Origin of the sequence: Bosea sp. NBC_00550, assembly GCF_026020075.1 — a bacterium.
GTDB lineage: Bacteria > Pseudomonadota > Alphaproteobacteria > Rhizobiales > Beijerinckiaceae > Allobosea.
The window spans coordinates 349,949-365,805 of the sequence record NZ_CP102772.1 but is presented as its reverse complement, the minus strand read 5'-3'; the positions used below and the strand labels follow the sequence as shown (position 1 = coordinate 365,805).

Sequence of the window (15,857 nt, the reverse complement as noted above, 5' to 3'; positions counted from 1 at the left end):
CGCCGCTCAGTTCGTCGACCGGTTGATGCCGGGCTCGTCGATCATGTTGTTCTCGAGCCCCCATTTCTTGAAGATCGCGGCATAGGTGCCGTTCGCCTTCAGCGCCTTGATGCCGTCGAGCAGGGCGGCACCGAGCGGCGAGCCCTTGGGCACAACGGCGCCCTGGAACAGGTCCTGGAAGCCGTTCGCCTTGCCGATCGCGGCGAGTTCGAGATCGCCCTTCGCCTGCTGGACGAAATAGCTGAGCGGCGCCTGCGACGAGAAGAACGCGTCGGACCGGCGCGAGCGCACGGACAGGATCGATGTCGGCTGGTCGGTGAAGGACATCACCTCGAGCGCCGGCTTGCCCTCGGCCGCGCATTTCTCGGCCTGCGCCTTGATGACCTTCTCGGCCGAACCGGCGGACATCACCGCGATCTTCTTGCCGCAGCTATCCTCGAGGCTGGTGATGCCCTTCGGATTGCCCTTCTGCACCGCGAAGATCACGAATTCGCGGACGTAGTCGACGAAGTCGTTCGCCTCCTGGCGCGTCTTGAAATCGCCGATCGGCCCCATCGCGAACTGGAAGCGCCCGGCCGCGATGCCGCTCAGCGCCGAGGCGAGGCCGTTGACCGTCGCATGCTCGATCTTGACGCCGAACAGCTCGCCCAGCGCATCGGCCAGATCGGCGCTGGCGCCGATCATCTTGTTGGTGTCCGTGACGATCTCGTAGGGCGGGAAGGAGCCGTTGTTGACCGAGATCATCTTGCCAGCGCTGCGGATGGTTTCCGGCAGCTTGGCGCGCAGGCTCTCGTCGACCTTCTGCTTCGGGATCTGAATGGATTGGTCCTGCGCCTGGGCCGCCCCCTGCATGAGCGCTACTGAGAGCGCGACGGCACCGGCCAATTTCACGATCGTCTTCATGGCGACATTCCCCTTCGTCGTTATGTCTTTGATCAGATGGCGCCGCTCAGGCGACGCGCGCAGGCTCCGCCAATTCACCGGCGGCTGGGAACAGCGTCTCCGGCGTCAGATCGGTCTCCGCGAGCTCCTGGATCCGCAGCTGATCGAGAAACGCGGCAATCATCACCCGGTTCGGGCCGAGACCGCTAGCGTTCCAATCCGCCGGGAGATCATGTCCGCTGCGCACCAGTTCGTCGATCAGCCAGGGCGTGGTGTCGGCGTAACGGCGGCGCTTCTCCAACCAGACACGCTGGCTCTCGTCGAGCAGATCGCTGAGCGCCTGCGGCAGCCAGGGATCGCGCGCTACGATCTCGGGCTTGAGCCCGATGATGTGCATGCCCGGCACGTAACCGACCTTGTCGAAATACCCCTTCTCAGCCGCGCGGATATCAGGCAGCAGCGCGCGGAACGGCGAGCCGGGCGAGAAGAAGCCCTTGGGCATGAACGGCATCAGGACGGCGTCGATCTCGCCTGCCGTGAGCAAGTCGAGCAGGGGCGGCTGGCCCGGCAGCGGCTCGATCCGGCCGGGCCGCGCATAGCGCCCGACACGGTCGGTGATCGGGTGGTCCGCGCCAAGGCGGCTGACCGCCCAGAAGGCGTCCTCGATGCCGACGCCGGATTCGGCCAAGGCGGCCCGCGTCCAGGTGTTGCCGGAATCCTGCCAGCCGGCGATGCCGATGCGTTTGCCGCGCAAATCCTCGAAACGCTTCAGCGGGCTCGCCGCCGTGGTGACCACGCAGCGATGCCGGAAACCGCGCATGATGAAGTTCGGAATGCCGAAGACGCCGGTCTCGCCGCGTGCCTTGCCCGTGGTGTAGCGGCTGAACGAGATTTCCGAGGCATCGAAGCGCGGATCGCTGGCGAAATCGTCCGGCAGGGCTGCCAGCCGCTCGATCTTCAGTTCGAATTTTTCGGGGACGAGATCGCCAAGCAACAGCGGCGTGATGAAGTCCCAGTCGCGCAGGGCCAGCCGGATAACAGGTTTCAACACACACCTCGTTCCAAGCCTTGAATATGGCGAGATTAAATGTTCACTTTACCTGATCAATCGATATTACGTTCCTGAACATTCTTTTCTGAATCTGATGAACAGCGAAACCGACGCAACCTGGTTGGCAAGCCGCCTGGCGCAACGCACAGCACGCGGGCTCGCGCTGGAGGTCAGCGGCCTGATCCGCTCGGGCGCCCTGCCCGTGGGCCTGCGGCTGCCGACCGTGCGTGACCTTGCCTTCCGGCTCGGCGTCAGCCCCGGCACGATCTCCGAGGCCTGGAGCGAGCTGAAGCGGCAGAAGATCGTCTCGGGCCGTGGCCGCGGCGGTGCCTGGGTCAGCGGCGACAGTGCCACTCCGCGCCCTTCCCGCATGGGCAGCGTCGCGCATTTCGCGCCTGATGTGCTCGACCTCTCATTCGCCATTCCCGATGCCGGCCTGCTGCCGCCGCTGCGCGAGGCGCTGGCGCATGCGGCCGGGGCCGAGAACCTGAACAGCTACGAGCGCACGCCGATCCTGCCCGCGCTGCGGGGCGCGGTCCTGCCGCAATGGCCCTATGCCCCCGACGCCTTCCTCGCCACCAATGGCGGCTACAACGCGGTCTACTCGGTTCTCCATGCGACCGTGCTGCCGGGGGCTTGCGTGGCGATCGAAGACCCCACCGCGATGCGGCTCCTCGACATCATCGAGGATCTCGGCGCGGAAATCCTGCCGATCGGCTGCGATGCGGAAGGCCCCCTGCCCGATCAGCTGGCCGCGGCGCTGGCGCGGCGTCCTGCCGCCTTCATCTTCCAGCCGCGCACGCATTCCGTGACCGGCCGGCATGTCAGCGCCGGGCGCCTGCAGGAACTGGCCGCGGTGCTGGCCGGCAGCGAAACCCTGGTGATCGAGGATGATGGCGTCGGCGATGTTTCGGTTCGCCCGCCGATCAGCTTGGGAACGACCATGCCGGAGCGGGTCGTCCATATCCGCTCGTTCTCGAAGTCGCTCGGGCCCGATCTCAGGATCGCCGTGCTGTCGGCGCCAACCAACATCATCCGGCAGATCCAGTCCTATCGCAGCTTCTCGTCGGGCTGGACGAGCCGGCTGCTGCAGGCCGCGACCGCCTGGCTGATCGAGGATGCGGCGACGGCGCAACACGTCGCCAAAGCCCGCGCGATCTATGCCGAGCGTCGGCGGACATTGCTGGCCGGCCTGGCGGAGCATGGCGTCGCCATGCCGGAGACCGATGGGCTCTGCATCTGGATCCCCGTCGAATCCGAGCAATACGCGCTGGTGACTCTGGCTGCCCATGGCATCGCCGTCCTGCCGGGCAGCAAATGCTCGCTGCGGCCGACCGAGCATGTCCGGCTGGCCACGGCGATTTTGGCTGATGGGCATGAGCGGGTCGCGGCCGCTGTGGCGCGCGCTGCGCGCCGCAGCGATTGAGGCCGGCCGGCGCAAGCCAACCGACCCTACACCCCAACTGGCTCAGGCGCCGGGCTTGGTCCCGTCAGTCGCGATATGCCGGATCGCGATGCGGTCGAACCGGGGCTCGGTCTCGCCCTGCTGATGGGTCTCGATCTCGCCATCGCGCACGCTGAAGCGGAGCACGGCCCCGCCGGCCCCACGCCAGTCACTGGTCTCGCCGTCATCCTCGTAGAGTTCGCCGCTGGCGCCCTCGACGACACCGCAGACGAGGATCTCGCGGAGATCGTCGATGCCCTCGGGATTGCCGAGCGGGATCAGGGCCCCGGCCCGGGCGAAGACCGGCAGGCGGCCGAGCGGGGCCGCGACCGTCACGACCGCGCCGCCCGCGAAATGCTTGCCGGTATGCCAGTCGTACCAGCCGCCATCATGGACCGGCAGGTAGACGCTGCGCTCGCGGGCGCCTTCCTCCAGCACCGGCGCGACCAGCACATCCGGGCCGAGCATGAAGGCATCGTCGGTCTTCACGGCCGTCGCATCCTGCGGGAAGTCCCAGAGCAGCGGGCGGATCGCCGGCGTGCCATCGCGGCTCGCCCGCCACATCAGCGTGTAGAGATAGGGCATCAGCCGATAGCGCAGCGAGATGGCCTCGCGCACCTGCGGCACCATCTCCGGGTACATCCAGGGCAGGTTGACGACGCCGTCATCGTTCCAGGAGTTCATGACCATGCGCGGCCATAAGGAGCAGAACTCGTTGAAGCGCACGAAGAGCTCGGGGCCGGGCGTCGGGCCGTGGAAGCCGCCGACATCGTGGCCGATGCTGAATAGGCCCGACAGGCTCATGTTGAGCCCCTGAGTTAGATTGTAGCGCAGCGTCTTCCAGGCGGTCTCGTTGTCGCCCGACCAGGTCTGGGCGTAGCGCGAGATGCCGGCGCAGCCGCCACGCGTGATCGCATATTGCCGCTTGCCGGGCTGGCGCTCGGCCTGCGCCTCGTAGGAGAGCTTGGTCATCAATAGCGGCTGCGCCGGGCGCGCCAGCGCCTGCCGGAAGGGGCGGCCGTCGCCGTCGCAGACGGCGTCCTCGTCCCAGATCTCGTATTCGTTGTTGTCGTTCCAGACCGTGGTGAAGCCGTAATCGAGCAGCGCCGTCTCTATGCCGTTCCGCCACCAGGCTCGGCCCTTGGGGCTGGTGTAGTCGAGGTGGAAGCCCAGCCCGTCCCAGAACTGTGCGACGGCCGGCTCACCGGTCTTGCCGTCCTTCACGAGGAAGCCGTCGTCCAAAGCCTCCTGCAGGCGGGGGTGGTCGTCGAGCAGGCAGGGCTTGAGATTGGCGACGGTGAAGATGCCGACATCGTTCAGGCGCTGCATCGTCGCCTTCGGATCAGGGAACTTCTGCCGGTTCCAGTTGAAGGCGTAGCGGCGATGGCCGATCTGGGTATAGCCCGAACCGAAGTGGAAGCTGTCGCAGGGGATGCGATGCGCCTCCAGCTTGCCGATGAAGTCGCTGATGCGGGCATCGGCGTCGGGTGCGTCGGCGATCGCCATCGAAGTCACACCGAAGCCGAAGGACCAGAGCGGCGCGAAGGCCTGCCCGCCGGTCAGCCAGGAGAAGCGCCTGACCACGTCCGGCACGGTCGGGCCGGCCATCACGTAATAGTCGAGGTCGCCATCGTCGCCTTTCCAGGAGCGGAACAGGCCGTGGTAATTGTCGAGCGTGCAGCCGAGATCGACGCTGCCGGTCGAGAGGTTGTCGTAGAAGATGCCGTGCGCGCCGACCGGCCCGTCGACGATGAAGAAAGGCAGCATCTTGTAGAGCGGGTCCGACAGCTCCGCGTCGAAGCCGCAGGGATCGACCGCATCAATGGCGAAACGGCGACCGGTGCGATCGAGCGGGCCGGCCTTGTCACCGAGGCCGTAATGTCGCTCCGCATAATCGCGCGCCATGAAATGTGCGAGCGCGCCGGTGCGCGGCGAAACCAGATAGGCCTGCGTCGTCCGGTCCTGCAGGAAAGGCTTGTCCTCGCCGTCACGACGCCAGGCGATGCCGAAGGGCGCAAGCGTGACCTCGGCCGTCAGCCCGCCGGCCGAGAGAACCACCCAGCCCTCGCCGGTGCTGACCTTGGCGCTCGGGCAAGTGAAACCGGAGAGATCGTCGCGCGGACGGCCCTCATAGGCCGGCTCCAGCCCGCCGGGCGCGATCGACCAGCCACGGTCGAGCCGGTAGCCGTCCTGCGGCTTCAGGGTGACACGGCCGATATCGCCTTCGAGGATGCGGACGGCGAGCGTGTGGCCGAGCCCGACATCGAACAGGGCGGCTTCGCCATCGCGGCCGAGATAGCGGCCTTGCGTGAGGGCTTTCATGGAATGGTCTCCGAATACCTTGATCTCACCCGCGCCGTCATTCCGGGGCTTCGCATAGCGAAGAGCCCGGAACCCAGAACCGACATCGGCGCCGCAACTGTCGATCGGTCCGATCCTCTCCCGAGAGGGATCGGTTCTGGGTTCCGGGCTCAGGCCTTCGGCCTGCCCCGGAATGACGGAGCAAATCTTCAAACCCTGACCGCTTTTCCCGCCTCGTCGAACAGGTGCAGCTTCTGCTGAGGGAAGGCGAGCGGGACCGTATGGCCGCGCTCGTGCTCGCTCTGGCCGTCGAGCTTGAGCGTGATCTGGGGAAGGCCGGCAGCCAAGCCATAGAGATAGCTCTCGCCGCCAAGCCGCTCGACGAGCTCGATGGCGAGCGGCAGGCCCTGCCCTTCCGGCGCCAGCGCGAGATGCTCGGGCCTGATGCCGGCCGTCACGGCTGCGCCGGCGGCAAGGCCGCCGGTCGCGCAGGCGATCTCATATCCATTCCCTTGGCCGTCCTCGCCGAGCGCGACCCTGCCGGCCGCGGTCACGCGGCCCGGCAGCAGGTTCATGCGCGGCGAGCCGATGAAGCCGGCGACGAAGAGATTGTCGGGCCGGTTGTAAAGTTCGAGCGGCGTGCCGACCTGCTCGATCCTGCCGCCATGGAGCACGACGATGCGATTGGCGAGCGTCATCGCCTCGACCTGGTCGTGAGTGACGTAGATCATCGTGCCGCCGATCTCGGCGTGGAGGCCGGCGAGTTCCTTGCGGGTGGCGACGCGGAGTTCCGCGTCGAGATTTGAGAGCGGCTCGTCGAAGAGGAAGATCTTCGGATCGCGCACGATGGCGCGGCCGATGGCGACGCGCTGGCGCTGGCCGCCGGAAAGCGCCCTGGGCTTGCGCTCGAGATAGTCGGTGAGGCGCAGCATCGCGGCAGCGCGCCTGACCCGCTTGTCGATCTCGTCGCGCTTGAAGCCCATATTCTCCAGCGCGAAGGCCATGTTCGCGAAGACGCTCATATGCGGATAGAGCGCATAGGACTGGAACACCATCGCAAGGCCGCGCTCGGACGCCGGCAGACCGGTGACGTCGGCGCCGTCGATCGCGATCGTGCCGCCGGTAATCTCCTCCAGCCCCGCGATCGAGCGCAGCAGCGTCGATTTTCCGCAGCCGGAGGGGCCTACGAAGACGACGAACTCGCCGTCGGCGACGTCGAGGTCGATGCCGTGCAGCACCGTCGTCGCGCCATACGCCTTGCGGACGCCGGAGAGGCTCAGTCCCGCCATTATTTCATTCCCGTATTGGCGATGCCGGTGGTGATGAAGCGCTGCAGGAAGACGAAGACGAGCGCGACCGGCAGCAGCGTCATCACGGTCATCGCCAGCAGGTAGTGCCACTGCGTCTGCAATTCGCCCTGGAAGGCGTTGAGGCCGATCTGCAGCGTGTAGGACTCGGTCTTGGTCAGCACCGCGAGCGGCCAAAGGAACTCGTTCCAGCGCCACATGATCGAGAAGATCGCGAGCACGGCGAGTGCCGGCATGGCGAGCGGCATGACGATGCGCCAGTAGATCTGCCACTCCGAGGCCTTGTCAATGCGGGCAGCCTCGATCAGGTCGCGCGGCAAGGTGAGCATGTACTGGCGCAGCAGGAAGACGCCGGTCGGCGTCGCCGCGCCGGGCAGGATCACGGCCCAGAGCGAATTGACGAGGCCGAGCTTGGTGACGACGAGATAGACCGGCACGAGGATGATGGTGATCGGGATCATCAGCGTGCCCACCACCATCAGCATCACCGCCGTCTTCCCGCGGAATTCGTAGATCGAGAGCGCAAAAGCCGCCATCGAGTTGATGATCAGCGTGATGATCGTCGCGACGACCGTGACGAAGACCGAGTTCCACAGGAAGCGCGTGAAGGCGAAGCGCTCCAGCGGCTCGGTGTAGTTCTCCGTGGCGAGCTTGAATTCGCGCACCGGAGTGCGCTTGTCGATCGGCACGCGGATCGTCTCGCCCGGGTTGGCCGGGTCGACCATCTGCGCCTGAATGCCGATGCGGCGCACCTGCGCCAGCACGCGCTTGCTGCCATCGGGCATCTCGACCTCGAAGAGCGGCAGCCTCTGAGTCTGGCCGGGCACCACGACCTCCTTCTGCGACATCGGCAGCAGCGAGGGCGGGAATTCGAGGAGGCCGGCCTGCGTCTTGAACGAGGACATGCCGAGCCAGAGCACGGGGCCGAACATCAGCACGACGCCGAAAGCGAGGTAGGCATAGGCCGCGATATCGGTCCAATGCCAGCGGCCCGGCTTGCGGCGGGCGGTGGCCAAGCGGGTCACAAGACTCATGCGGCCCCCTTGCGGCGGCTTGCCGCGAGCTGGGCCAGCGTCAGCGCGAAGAGCACGACGCCGAGCACGACGGAGGCCGCCGCCGCCAGGCCGAAATTCTGTGCCTGATTGGCGAAGGCCGTCTCGTAGATGTAATGCACCACCATCAGCGTCGCGGTGCCCGGCCCGCCGCCGGTCAGCACGAAGACCTCGTCGAAGGTCTGCACGCCGCGGATCAGCGCCAGCACGATGACGACGATCATGTTGGGCCAGAGCAGCGGCAAGGTGATGCGCCAGAACATGCGCCAGCGCGGCGTCGCATCCATCTCTGCCGCCTCGTAGAGATCGGCCGGGATGGCCTGCAGGCCGGCAAGCAGTATCAGCGTGTAGAAGCCCATATGGGCCCAGATCGAGACGAAGACGATCCAGAACATCGCCCAACTGGGATCGACCAGGAAGAGGATGCGCTCGCCGCCGAGCGAGGTGATGCCGGCGTTGAGCAGCCCGTCGCGCTGCAGAATCCATTTCCAGGTCAGCGCGACCACCACCGGCGAGAGCAGAACGGGAAAGAAGTAGACCGCCCGGAAGAAGCCGCGCGCCCGGATCTTCATGTTCAGCACCACCGCCGTCAGCAGCGAGAACAGAACCATCGCGGTGACCTGGAAGGCGGTGAAGCGGGCGGTGTTGTAGACGCCGCGCCAGAAATGATCCTCGCGGCAGGAGCTGGGGTCGAGGAAGGAGCCGCAGTCGAAGAGATAGGCGTATTGCTGCGCCCCGACGAAAGGGCGCTCGGAGGGGAAGAGCCCCGCCCCGCCCGTCACCGAGAAGATGAAGTTGATGACGAGCGGCAGGAAGACGAAGAGCGAGAAGAAGGCGAGGTTCGGAAGGAGGAAGACATAGGCCATCCGCCGCTCGCCGATCCCGCGCTGGAGCGCGCGCATCGGCCAGTCGACGAAGCGCATCAGCAGTGCGAGCGGCGCGGCAAAGATGCCGGCGGCGCCCGCGCCACCCTGGCGCGGGTTCGGATCGGCGGAGGCCATCCGTCTTACTTCTTGCGCTCGGCGATCTGCTGGGTGATGTCGGATTCGATCCGCTTGAAGGCGTCGTCCAGGCTGCCTTCACCCGAGATCGCCTGGCCGAGACGGCTGATCACCGCGTTGAAGATGACGCGGTTGTTGACGTAGCCCTGCAGCTTGTAGGCGACCGGCGAAAGCTGCGCGACCTGATCCGAGAAGACCTTCAGCGCGGCCTTGGCCTGCGGCTTGGCATCCTTGTAGTCGAGGCCCTTGGCCGCGATGCCGAGATGGCCGGGAACGAAGAGCGAGCGGGCGTAGAACTCGCTCAGCACCGGCTCGCTCGCCAGATAATCCATCACCTTGGCGACCGCTTCCGGACTCTTCGTCGTCTTGATCGCGACGAGGCCGGCGCCGCCCGGCATGCCCGAGCAGTTCGCCGCGCCGCAGGGCGAGGGAACCGCGACCCAGTCGAAGGCGTCGCCGACCGTCTTGTCGAACTGGGCGATCTGCCAGGAGCCGGAGTGGTACATCACCACCTGGGCGTTCTTGAACTCGTCATTGGCGCCGCGATAGGCCGTGCCGGAGACCGAGCCCCAAAGCTCCTTCTTCATCACGCCGTTATTGTGCCAGTCATAAACCAGCTTGGCGGCACGCTTGAAGCCGTCGTCGATCACGGCCGGCTCGCCCTTGTCGTCGAAGACCTTGGCGCCTTCCGAAACCGCGATCGAGAAGAAGCGGTGGCCCGAGCGGTCCATCGCCAGCGGGAACGGCGCCTGCACCTTGGCGGCGACATCCTTCACCGCCTTGCCCCAGTCCTCCCAGGTCGCCTTGGCGCCGGGCATGGCGATGCCGGCCTGCTCGAACAGCGTCTTGTTGACGAAGGGGCCGGTGACGGTGAGCTGCGTCATGAAGCCGGTGATCGCGCTGGAATCGCCTTCGGGGCGCATCCAGGGCAGGAACGGCCCGAAATTCTTCTCCCAGTAGGAGGCGTCCTTCAGATAGGGGCGCATGTCGAGCGCATAGCGGGCGATGCCGCCGAGATCGACGACGCGGGCGATGTCCGGCCCCTGCCCCGAGGCGAGCTGGACCGGAAGGTTCTCGGTGATCGCCTTGTAGGGCACCTGGTCGAGGACGACCTTGATGTCCTTGTTCTCAGCCTCGAAGCGCTTCAGCAGATCGGAGACGACCTCGCCCTCGTTGCCGTCGGAATACCAGGCAATGCGCACCGTGGTCTGGGCGAAGGCCCCGCTGCCGGCGACGAGGCCGACCGTCAGCGCGAGCGCGGAAATCCAATGCTTCCTCTGCATCTGCGTTCCATCCCTGAATGATCGCGACGCCTCAACGAGCGTCTTGACAACCACTAAGGCAAACGTTTGCCTTGCTTGTCAACGGGCGAAGCGCACACCATTGCTGCGCTCATTGGCCGATGCCACCTGCCAGTGAAAACCACCGCGCGCATGGACTGGGGAGGATAATGACGGCGAAGGCCGCAAGACCGCAGCAGGCAAGACCGGGGCAAGGCGGGATTTCGCTCGCCACCGTCGCGCGCGACACCGGCGTCTCGGTCGCGACGGTTTCCCGTATCGTCAACGGCAAGAGCGGCCGGGCCTCGGCCGACACCATCGTTCGCGTCGAGGAAGCGATCGCGCGGCTGGGCTATCGACCCAACCCGGTCGGGCGTGCACTCAAGCGCCGGGCCAGCCGCGTCGTGGCTATGCTGGCGCCCAATCTCGACAACCCCGCCATGGCCGCGATCGCGGTCTCGACGGAGGCCGCACTGCGCGATGCCGGCTTCGTCATGATCCTCTGCGACACGCATGATCGCGCCGATCTGCAGGATGACTACCTGCGGGCGATGCGCGACCAGTTCGTCGCGGGCTACGTCATGGTCAGTGCGGTGCGCAGCCCGGGCCTCTCCGATGCGCTGAAGCGCGGCGACCCGATGGTCTTCGTCGCGCGCCGCAACCCGCTCGGCGGCGGGGCCTATGTCGGCATCGACAACCGCGCCGCCGGCGCGGATGCCGCCGATTACCTGCTGGCGCGGGGCATCGAGAGCACGGCCGTGCTGATGGCCGCCGAAAACGCGTCCAGCACCGCAGAGCGGGCGGCCGGCTTCATCGACAGGCTCCTGGCGCGCGGCTTTGCCGCCGACCGGATTCGCCGGGCGAGCGCGCCCGGGCTGTCGCATATCGAGATCGGCTATGCCGCCGCAAAGAACATGGTGGAGGAAGGCGGCTGGCCTGACAGCGCGCTGTGCGTCAGCGACATGATCGCCTATGGCGCCTATCGACTGGCAGCCGAAAGCAGCGTCGCCATTCCCGAACGCTGCGCGCTGATCGGGATCGACGGGAATGCGATCAATCGCTGGATCGCACCCTGGCTGACGTCGATCCGAATTCCCTATGAGCACTTCGGCCAATATGTCGTGGCGCAGCTAAGGTCATTGTGGAGCGGCGCGCCGACGCAGGAGGTCAACGTGCCCCATGATCCGCCGCTCGTGATCGAAAGCGCCGGCGTCTAATACTCGGCTCGCCGTGCACTCACGGCAGCGGGCGGAGCGCGACCAGCGGCTCTTCCGCCGTCCCGCCCAGGATCAGCGTCGCGAAGGGCACCTCTCGCGTCGACCCACCATCAGCCAGCACGACCATGCCGATGTTGCGGCCATCGAAACGCATATCCTTGACCCGCACCCCATCCCGCTGCCCGCGCACTTTCGCTCCGACGATCTTGCCGATGCGCCAGTGCTGACCGCCGGATGCCGATCCCGCCGAGGGGTCCGCAGCGGCTTCGCTTCGGTCGGAGGCGCCGCCGGCTGCGGCCTGGTTTGTCTGGGCTGCCGGCGTCATGTCACGTCCGTATTCTTGATTGAGCGACGGTCCGGCGCCTGGAGCGGGAGACGGGGCCGCGGCCACGGCAGGGTCAGCCCTGGATGGTGTCGCTCCCGAACCCGTTCCCTGCTGCGGCGCCATGCCGGTCGAGCCCGAACCGGTCTCAGCCTTTTCGGCAGCCTCGGATGTCTTGCCGGCGGCACGGCTTTGCTCCGCTTCCTGCGCAGTATCCAGCGACGGGCGGGTCGCCGGCTGCTGATCCGGGCGCGGCTGCTCGGGCCTGCCGGAAGCAGGCGGTGTGCTCGGTGAAACCGGAATCAGGCTGCTCGCCGTTTGCCCCGCCTGCTGATTCGCGCCTGAGACTGGCGGCGCACCGGGCGGTGCCGGCCGCGGCGCCTCGGGATGGTATTCGCGCAGCTTCTCCAGAACAGCTTCCCTGTCGCCGAGCTGGATCGCTCCGTCGCGCGGCGGCGGCACCTCGCCCAAATCGACCACGTTCAGCTTCTGCCCCAGCCCGAGAACCCCGCCCCGGCCGACGATGATCTGCGCCAATCGGCCATCCGAGGTCACGATCACGTCATGCAGCGTGCCGATCTCGGCCTTACCGGCCAAGATCTTGAAGTCCTTGATCTCGGTGAAGGAGACCGAGGGTGCTTGAGCCCATGCTGACGGAGCGACAGCTATCGAAGCGCTTCCAAGAATCGCGAGATATTTCAGCATGATGGCCTCCTCATCGGGCGACGACCGCCTCGCACGGAGGACTCGACGGGAACGCACCGCCAGCCGCGCTGTTCCGACGGCGGAGGCGTACTCCCAAAGTCTAGCGCCGCGACACTTTGCCCAATGAAGCGGCAGCTTGACGGCCTTCCGACAGGGTTTCACTATTCTAAACAGGAACAAGGCGTTCTTGTTCGCCTGGGAGGTTGAGATGCTGCATGAGCTCTCGCGCCGCCAGTTTCTGAAAGCCGCAGGTGCGGGTCTGGGCGGCTCTGCCGTCGCCGCGCTCGGGTTTGGTGGTGCCGAGGAGGCACTCGCCCAGGCCGTGCGGCCCTTCAAGCTGGCGCGCACCACGGAAACACGAAACACCTGTCCGTACTGCTCCGTCGCCTGCGGCGTGATCATGTACAGCCTGGGCGACAAGTCCAAGAACGCCCACCCGGCGGTCATCCATATCGAAGGCGACCCGGACCACCCCACCAATCGCGGCACGCTCTGCCCGAAGGGTTCCGCCCTCCTCGATTTCGTCCATTCCGAGACGCGCACCAAGTTCCCGCAATATCGCGGCCCCGGCGAGCGCCAATTCCGGCAGGTCAGCTGGGGCGAGGCGCTCGACCGCATCGCGCGGCTGATGAAGGACGACCGCGACAAGAACTTCATCGCCACCAACCAGGACGGCGTGACCGTCAACCGTTGGCTGTCCACCGGTTTCCTGGCGGCGTCGGCGACAACCAACGAAACGGCCTTCCTGACCTACAAGGTCGTGCGAAGTCTCGGGGTCCTGGCGTTCGACAACCAGGCGCGCGTTTGACACGGACCGACGGTGGCCAGTCTGGCCCCAACATTCGGTCGCGGTGCGATGACGAACTCCTGGACGGACATCAAGAACACCGACCTCGTCATTATCATGGGCGGCAATGCCGCCGAGGCGCATCCGTGCGGGTTCAAATGGGTCACTGAGGCGAAAGCCCAGCGTGGCGCCAATCTGATCGTCGTCGACCCGCGCTTCACGCGCTCGGCCTCGGTCGCGGATTTCTACGCGCCGATCCGGCAAGGCACCGACATCGCCTTCCTGCTCGGGGCGATGAAGTACTGCATCGACAACGACAAGATCCAGCATGATTACGTGCGCGCCTTCACCAACGCGCCCTATATCGTGAAGGAGGGCTTCGGTTATCAGGACGGGCTGTTCACCGGCTATGACGAGGCCAAGCGCGACTATGATCGCTCGAGCTGGGAATACGAGCTCGGGCCGGACGGCTATGTCCAGATCGACGAGACGCTCCAGCACCCGCGCTCGGTGTACCAGCTGCTGAAGAAGCACATCTCGGTGTATACGCCGGAGATGGTGGAACGCATCTGCGGCACGCCAAAGGACAAGTTCCTGGCGATCTGCAAGATGATCGCGGAATGCTCCGCGCGCGACAAGACGATGACGTCGATGTACGCGCTCGGCTGGACGCAGCACTCCAAGGGCTCGCAGAACATCCGCTCGATGGCGATGCTGCAGCTCCTGCTCGGCAATATCGGCGTGCGCGGCGGCGGCATGAACGCCCTGCGCGGGCACTCCAACATCCAGGGACTGACCGATATCGGCCTGATGTCGAATCTCGTCCCGGGTTACCTCACGCTGGGGACCGACAAGGAGGTCGATTTTTCGACTTACATGTCGACGCGAGGCTTCAAGCCGCTCAGGCCCAACCAGATGAGCTACTGGCAGAACTACAAGAAGTTCATGGTGAGCTTCCTGAAGTCGATGTGGGGCCCGGCGGCGACGCCGGAAAACGAGTTCGCCTATCAGTGGCTGCCCAAGCTCGACGTGCCCGGCTACGACGTGCTGCGCACCTTCGAGCTGATGAACCAGGGCAAGGTGAACGGCTATTTCTGCCAGGGCTTCAATCCGCTGCTGTCCTTCCCCAACCGGGGCAAGATCACGGCTTCGCTGTCGAAGCTGAAGTTCCTGGTGGTGATGGACCCGCTGCAGACGGAGACATCGCGGTTCTGGAAGGATGAGGGCGTCCATAACGACGTCAAGCCGGAGTCGATCCAGACCGAGGTCTTCGAGCTGCCGACGACCTGCTTCGCCGAGGACGAGGGCTCGCTGGTCAATTCCGGCCGCTGGCTGCAATGGCACTGGCCGGGGCAGGAACCTCCGGGCGAAGCCAAGCCCGACACCTGGATCATGGCGCAGATCCATATGCGCCTGCGCGCGCTCTACCAGAAGGAGGGCGGGGCCTTCCCCGACCCGATCCTCAACCTGCACTGGCCCTATCGCGATCCGCAGGACCCGCAGCCCGACGAGATGGCCAAGGAGATGAACGGCTACGTCGTCTCGACCGTCACCGACCCGGTCGATCCGACCAAGGTCGTGCTGGAGAAGGGCAAGCTGCTCGACACCTTCGGCCAGCTCCGCGACGACGGCTCGACGGCCTGCGGCTGCTGGATCTATTCCGGCAGCTGGACCGAGCGGGGCAACATGATGGCCCGGCGCGACACCAGCGACCCCGGCAATACCGGCGCCTATTCGAACTGGGCCTTCGCCTGGCCGGCCAACCGGCGCATCCTCTACAATCGCGCCTCGGCCGATATCGACGGCAAGGCCTGGGATCCCACGCGCAAGCTGATCGAATGGAACGGCACGGCCTGGACCGGCTACGACGTGCCGGACATCGCGCCGACCGCCAAGCCGCGGGATGTCGGCCCGTTCATCATGAACCCGGAGGGAACGGCCCGCCTGTTCTCGCGCGGCATGATGAAGGACGGCCCCTTCCCGGCCCATTACGAGCCGTTCGAAAGCCCGATCGCCAACGTGCTCGCCCCGAAGATCCGCGGCAATCCCGCCGCGCGCATCTTCAAGGACGACCTCGCCGCGCTCGGGACCTCGGACAAGTTCCCCTATGCGGCGACCTCCTACCGGCTGACCGAGCACTTTCACTTCTGGACGAAGCATGTCTGGGTCAATGCGGTGCTGCAGCCGGAGTTCTTTGTCGAGATCAGCGAACAGCTGGCAGCGGAGAAGAACATCAAGGTCGGCGGCTGGGTGAAGGTCTCGTCGGCGCGCGGCGAGGTCTACGCCAAGGCCGTGGTGACCAAGCGCATCAAGCCGCTGATCTGCGACGGCAAGACCGTGCATGTCGTCGGCATCCCGCTCCACTGGGGCTTCACCGGTGCGGCGAGAAAGGGCTTCGGCCCCAACAGCCTCACCCCGTTCGTCGGCGACGCCAACATCGAGACGCCCGAGTTCAAGGCGTTCCTGGTGAATGTCGAGCCGTCCAACGGGCCGGCCGTGAGCTAGGGA

11 protein-coding genes are annotated in these 15,857 nt (G+C 66.1%); 3 read left to right on the top strand and 8 right to left on the bottom strand.

The features are described from left to right. Nucleotides 1-6: 6 nt before the first annotated feature. The gene (locus tag NWE53_RS01790; protein ID WP_265055060.1) at nucleotides 7-852 is read right to left on the bottom strand and encodes an ABC transporter substrate-binding protein; all 846 of its coding nucleotides are present in this window, start codon (nucleotides 850-852) and stop codon (nucleotides 7-9) included. A 97-nt stretch (nucleotides 853-949) separates the two neighbouring features. Then, nucleotides 950-1,930, bottom strand: coding sequence for a substrate-binding domain-containing protein (locus NWE53_RS01785; protein ID WP_265052679.1), 981 nt, complete (start codon nucleotides 1,928-1,930; stop codon nucleotides 950-952). 97 nt (nucleotides 1,931-2,027) lie between these two features. Between NWE53_RS01785 and NWE53_RS01780 the strand changes: the two genes are divergently transcribed. Then, nucleotides 2,028-3,359 (top strand): aminotransferase-like domain-containing protein, encoded by a 1,332-nt coding sequence (locus NWE53_RS01780; RefSeq protein WP_265052678.1) that lies wholly within the window; start codon nucleotides 2,028-2,030, stop codon nucleotides 3,357-3,359. A 42-nt stretch (nucleotides 3,360-3,401) separates the two neighbouring features. Here NWE53_RS01780 and NWE53_RS01775 read toward each other — a convergent pair whose 3' ends face one another. The 5 genes from NWE53_RS01775 to NWE53_RS01755 form a co-directional block, all read right to left on the bottom strand. Continuing rightward, nucleotides 3,402-5,699, bottom strand: a complete 2,298-nt coding sequence (locus tag NWE53_RS01775; protein ID WP_265052677.1) for a glycoside hydrolase family 31 protein — start codon at nucleotides 5,697-5,699, stop codon at nucleotides 3,402-3,404. A 188-nt stretch (nucleotides 5,700-5,887) separates the two neighbouring features. After that, nucleotides 5,888-6,970, bottom strand: coding sequence for an ABC transporter ATP-binding protein (locus NWE53_RS01770; RefSeq protein ID WP_442865069.1), 1,083 nt, complete (start codon nucleotides 6,968-6,970; stop codon nucleotides 5,888-5,890). Next, entirely contained in the window at nucleotides 6,967-8,019 is a 1,053-nt protein-coding gene (locus tag NWE53_RS01765; RefSeq protein ID WP_265052675.1) for a carbohydrate ABC transporter permease, read from the bottom strand. Before NWE53_RS01765 ends, NWE53_RS01770 begins: the two co-directional genes overlap by 4 nt. Beyond that, nucleotides 8,016-9,038, bottom strand: coding sequence for a carbohydrate ABC transporter permease (locus NWE53_RS01760; protein WP_265052674.1), 1,023 nt, complete (start codon nucleotides 9,036-9,038; stop codon nucleotides 8,016-8,018). The genes NWE53_RS01765 and NWE53_RS01760 overlap by 4 nt, the downstream gene beginning before the upstream one ends. A 5-nt stretch (nucleotides 9,039-9,043) precedes the next feature. Further along, nucleotides 9,044-10,321, bottom strand: a complete 1,278-nt coding sequence (locus NWE53_RS01755) for an ABC transporter substrate-binding protein (RefSeq protein WP_265052673.1) — start codon at nucleotides 10,319-10,321, stop codon at nucleotides 9,044-9,046. 167 nt (nucleotides 10,322-10,488) lie between these two features. Here NWE53_RS01755 and NWE53_RS01750 point away from each other — a divergent pair, with 167 nt between their 5' ends. Beyond that, nucleotides 10,489-11,535, top strand: coding sequence for a LacI family DNA-binding transcriptional regulator (locus NWE53_RS01750; protein ID WP_265052672.1), 1,047 nt, complete (start codon nucleotides 10,489-10,491; stop codon nucleotides 11,533-11,535). Nucleotides 11,536-11,554: 19 nt separating this feature from the next. Here the strand turns inward: NWE53_RS01750 and NWE53_RS01745 are convergent, their stop codons facing one another. Next, nucleotides 11,555-12,562: a PRC-barrel domain-containing protein gene (locus NWE53_RS01745; protein ID WP_265052671.1), complete on the bottom strand. Its 1,008-nt coding sequence runs from the start codon at nucleotides 12,560-12,562 to the stop codon at nucleotides 11,555-11,557. A gap of 208 nt (nucleotides 12,563-12,770) precedes the next feature. Between NWE53_RS01745 and fdnG the strand changes: the two genes are divergently transcribed. Continuing rightward, on the top strand, nucleotides 12,771-15,854 hold the full coding sequence (gene fdnG / locus NWE53_RS01740; RefSeq protein WP_265052670.1) for a formate dehydrogenase-N subunit alpha: 3,084 nt from the start codon (nucleotides 12,771-12,773) through the stop codon (nucleotides 15,852-15,854). Nucleotides 15,855-15,857: the final 3 nt, after the last annotated feature.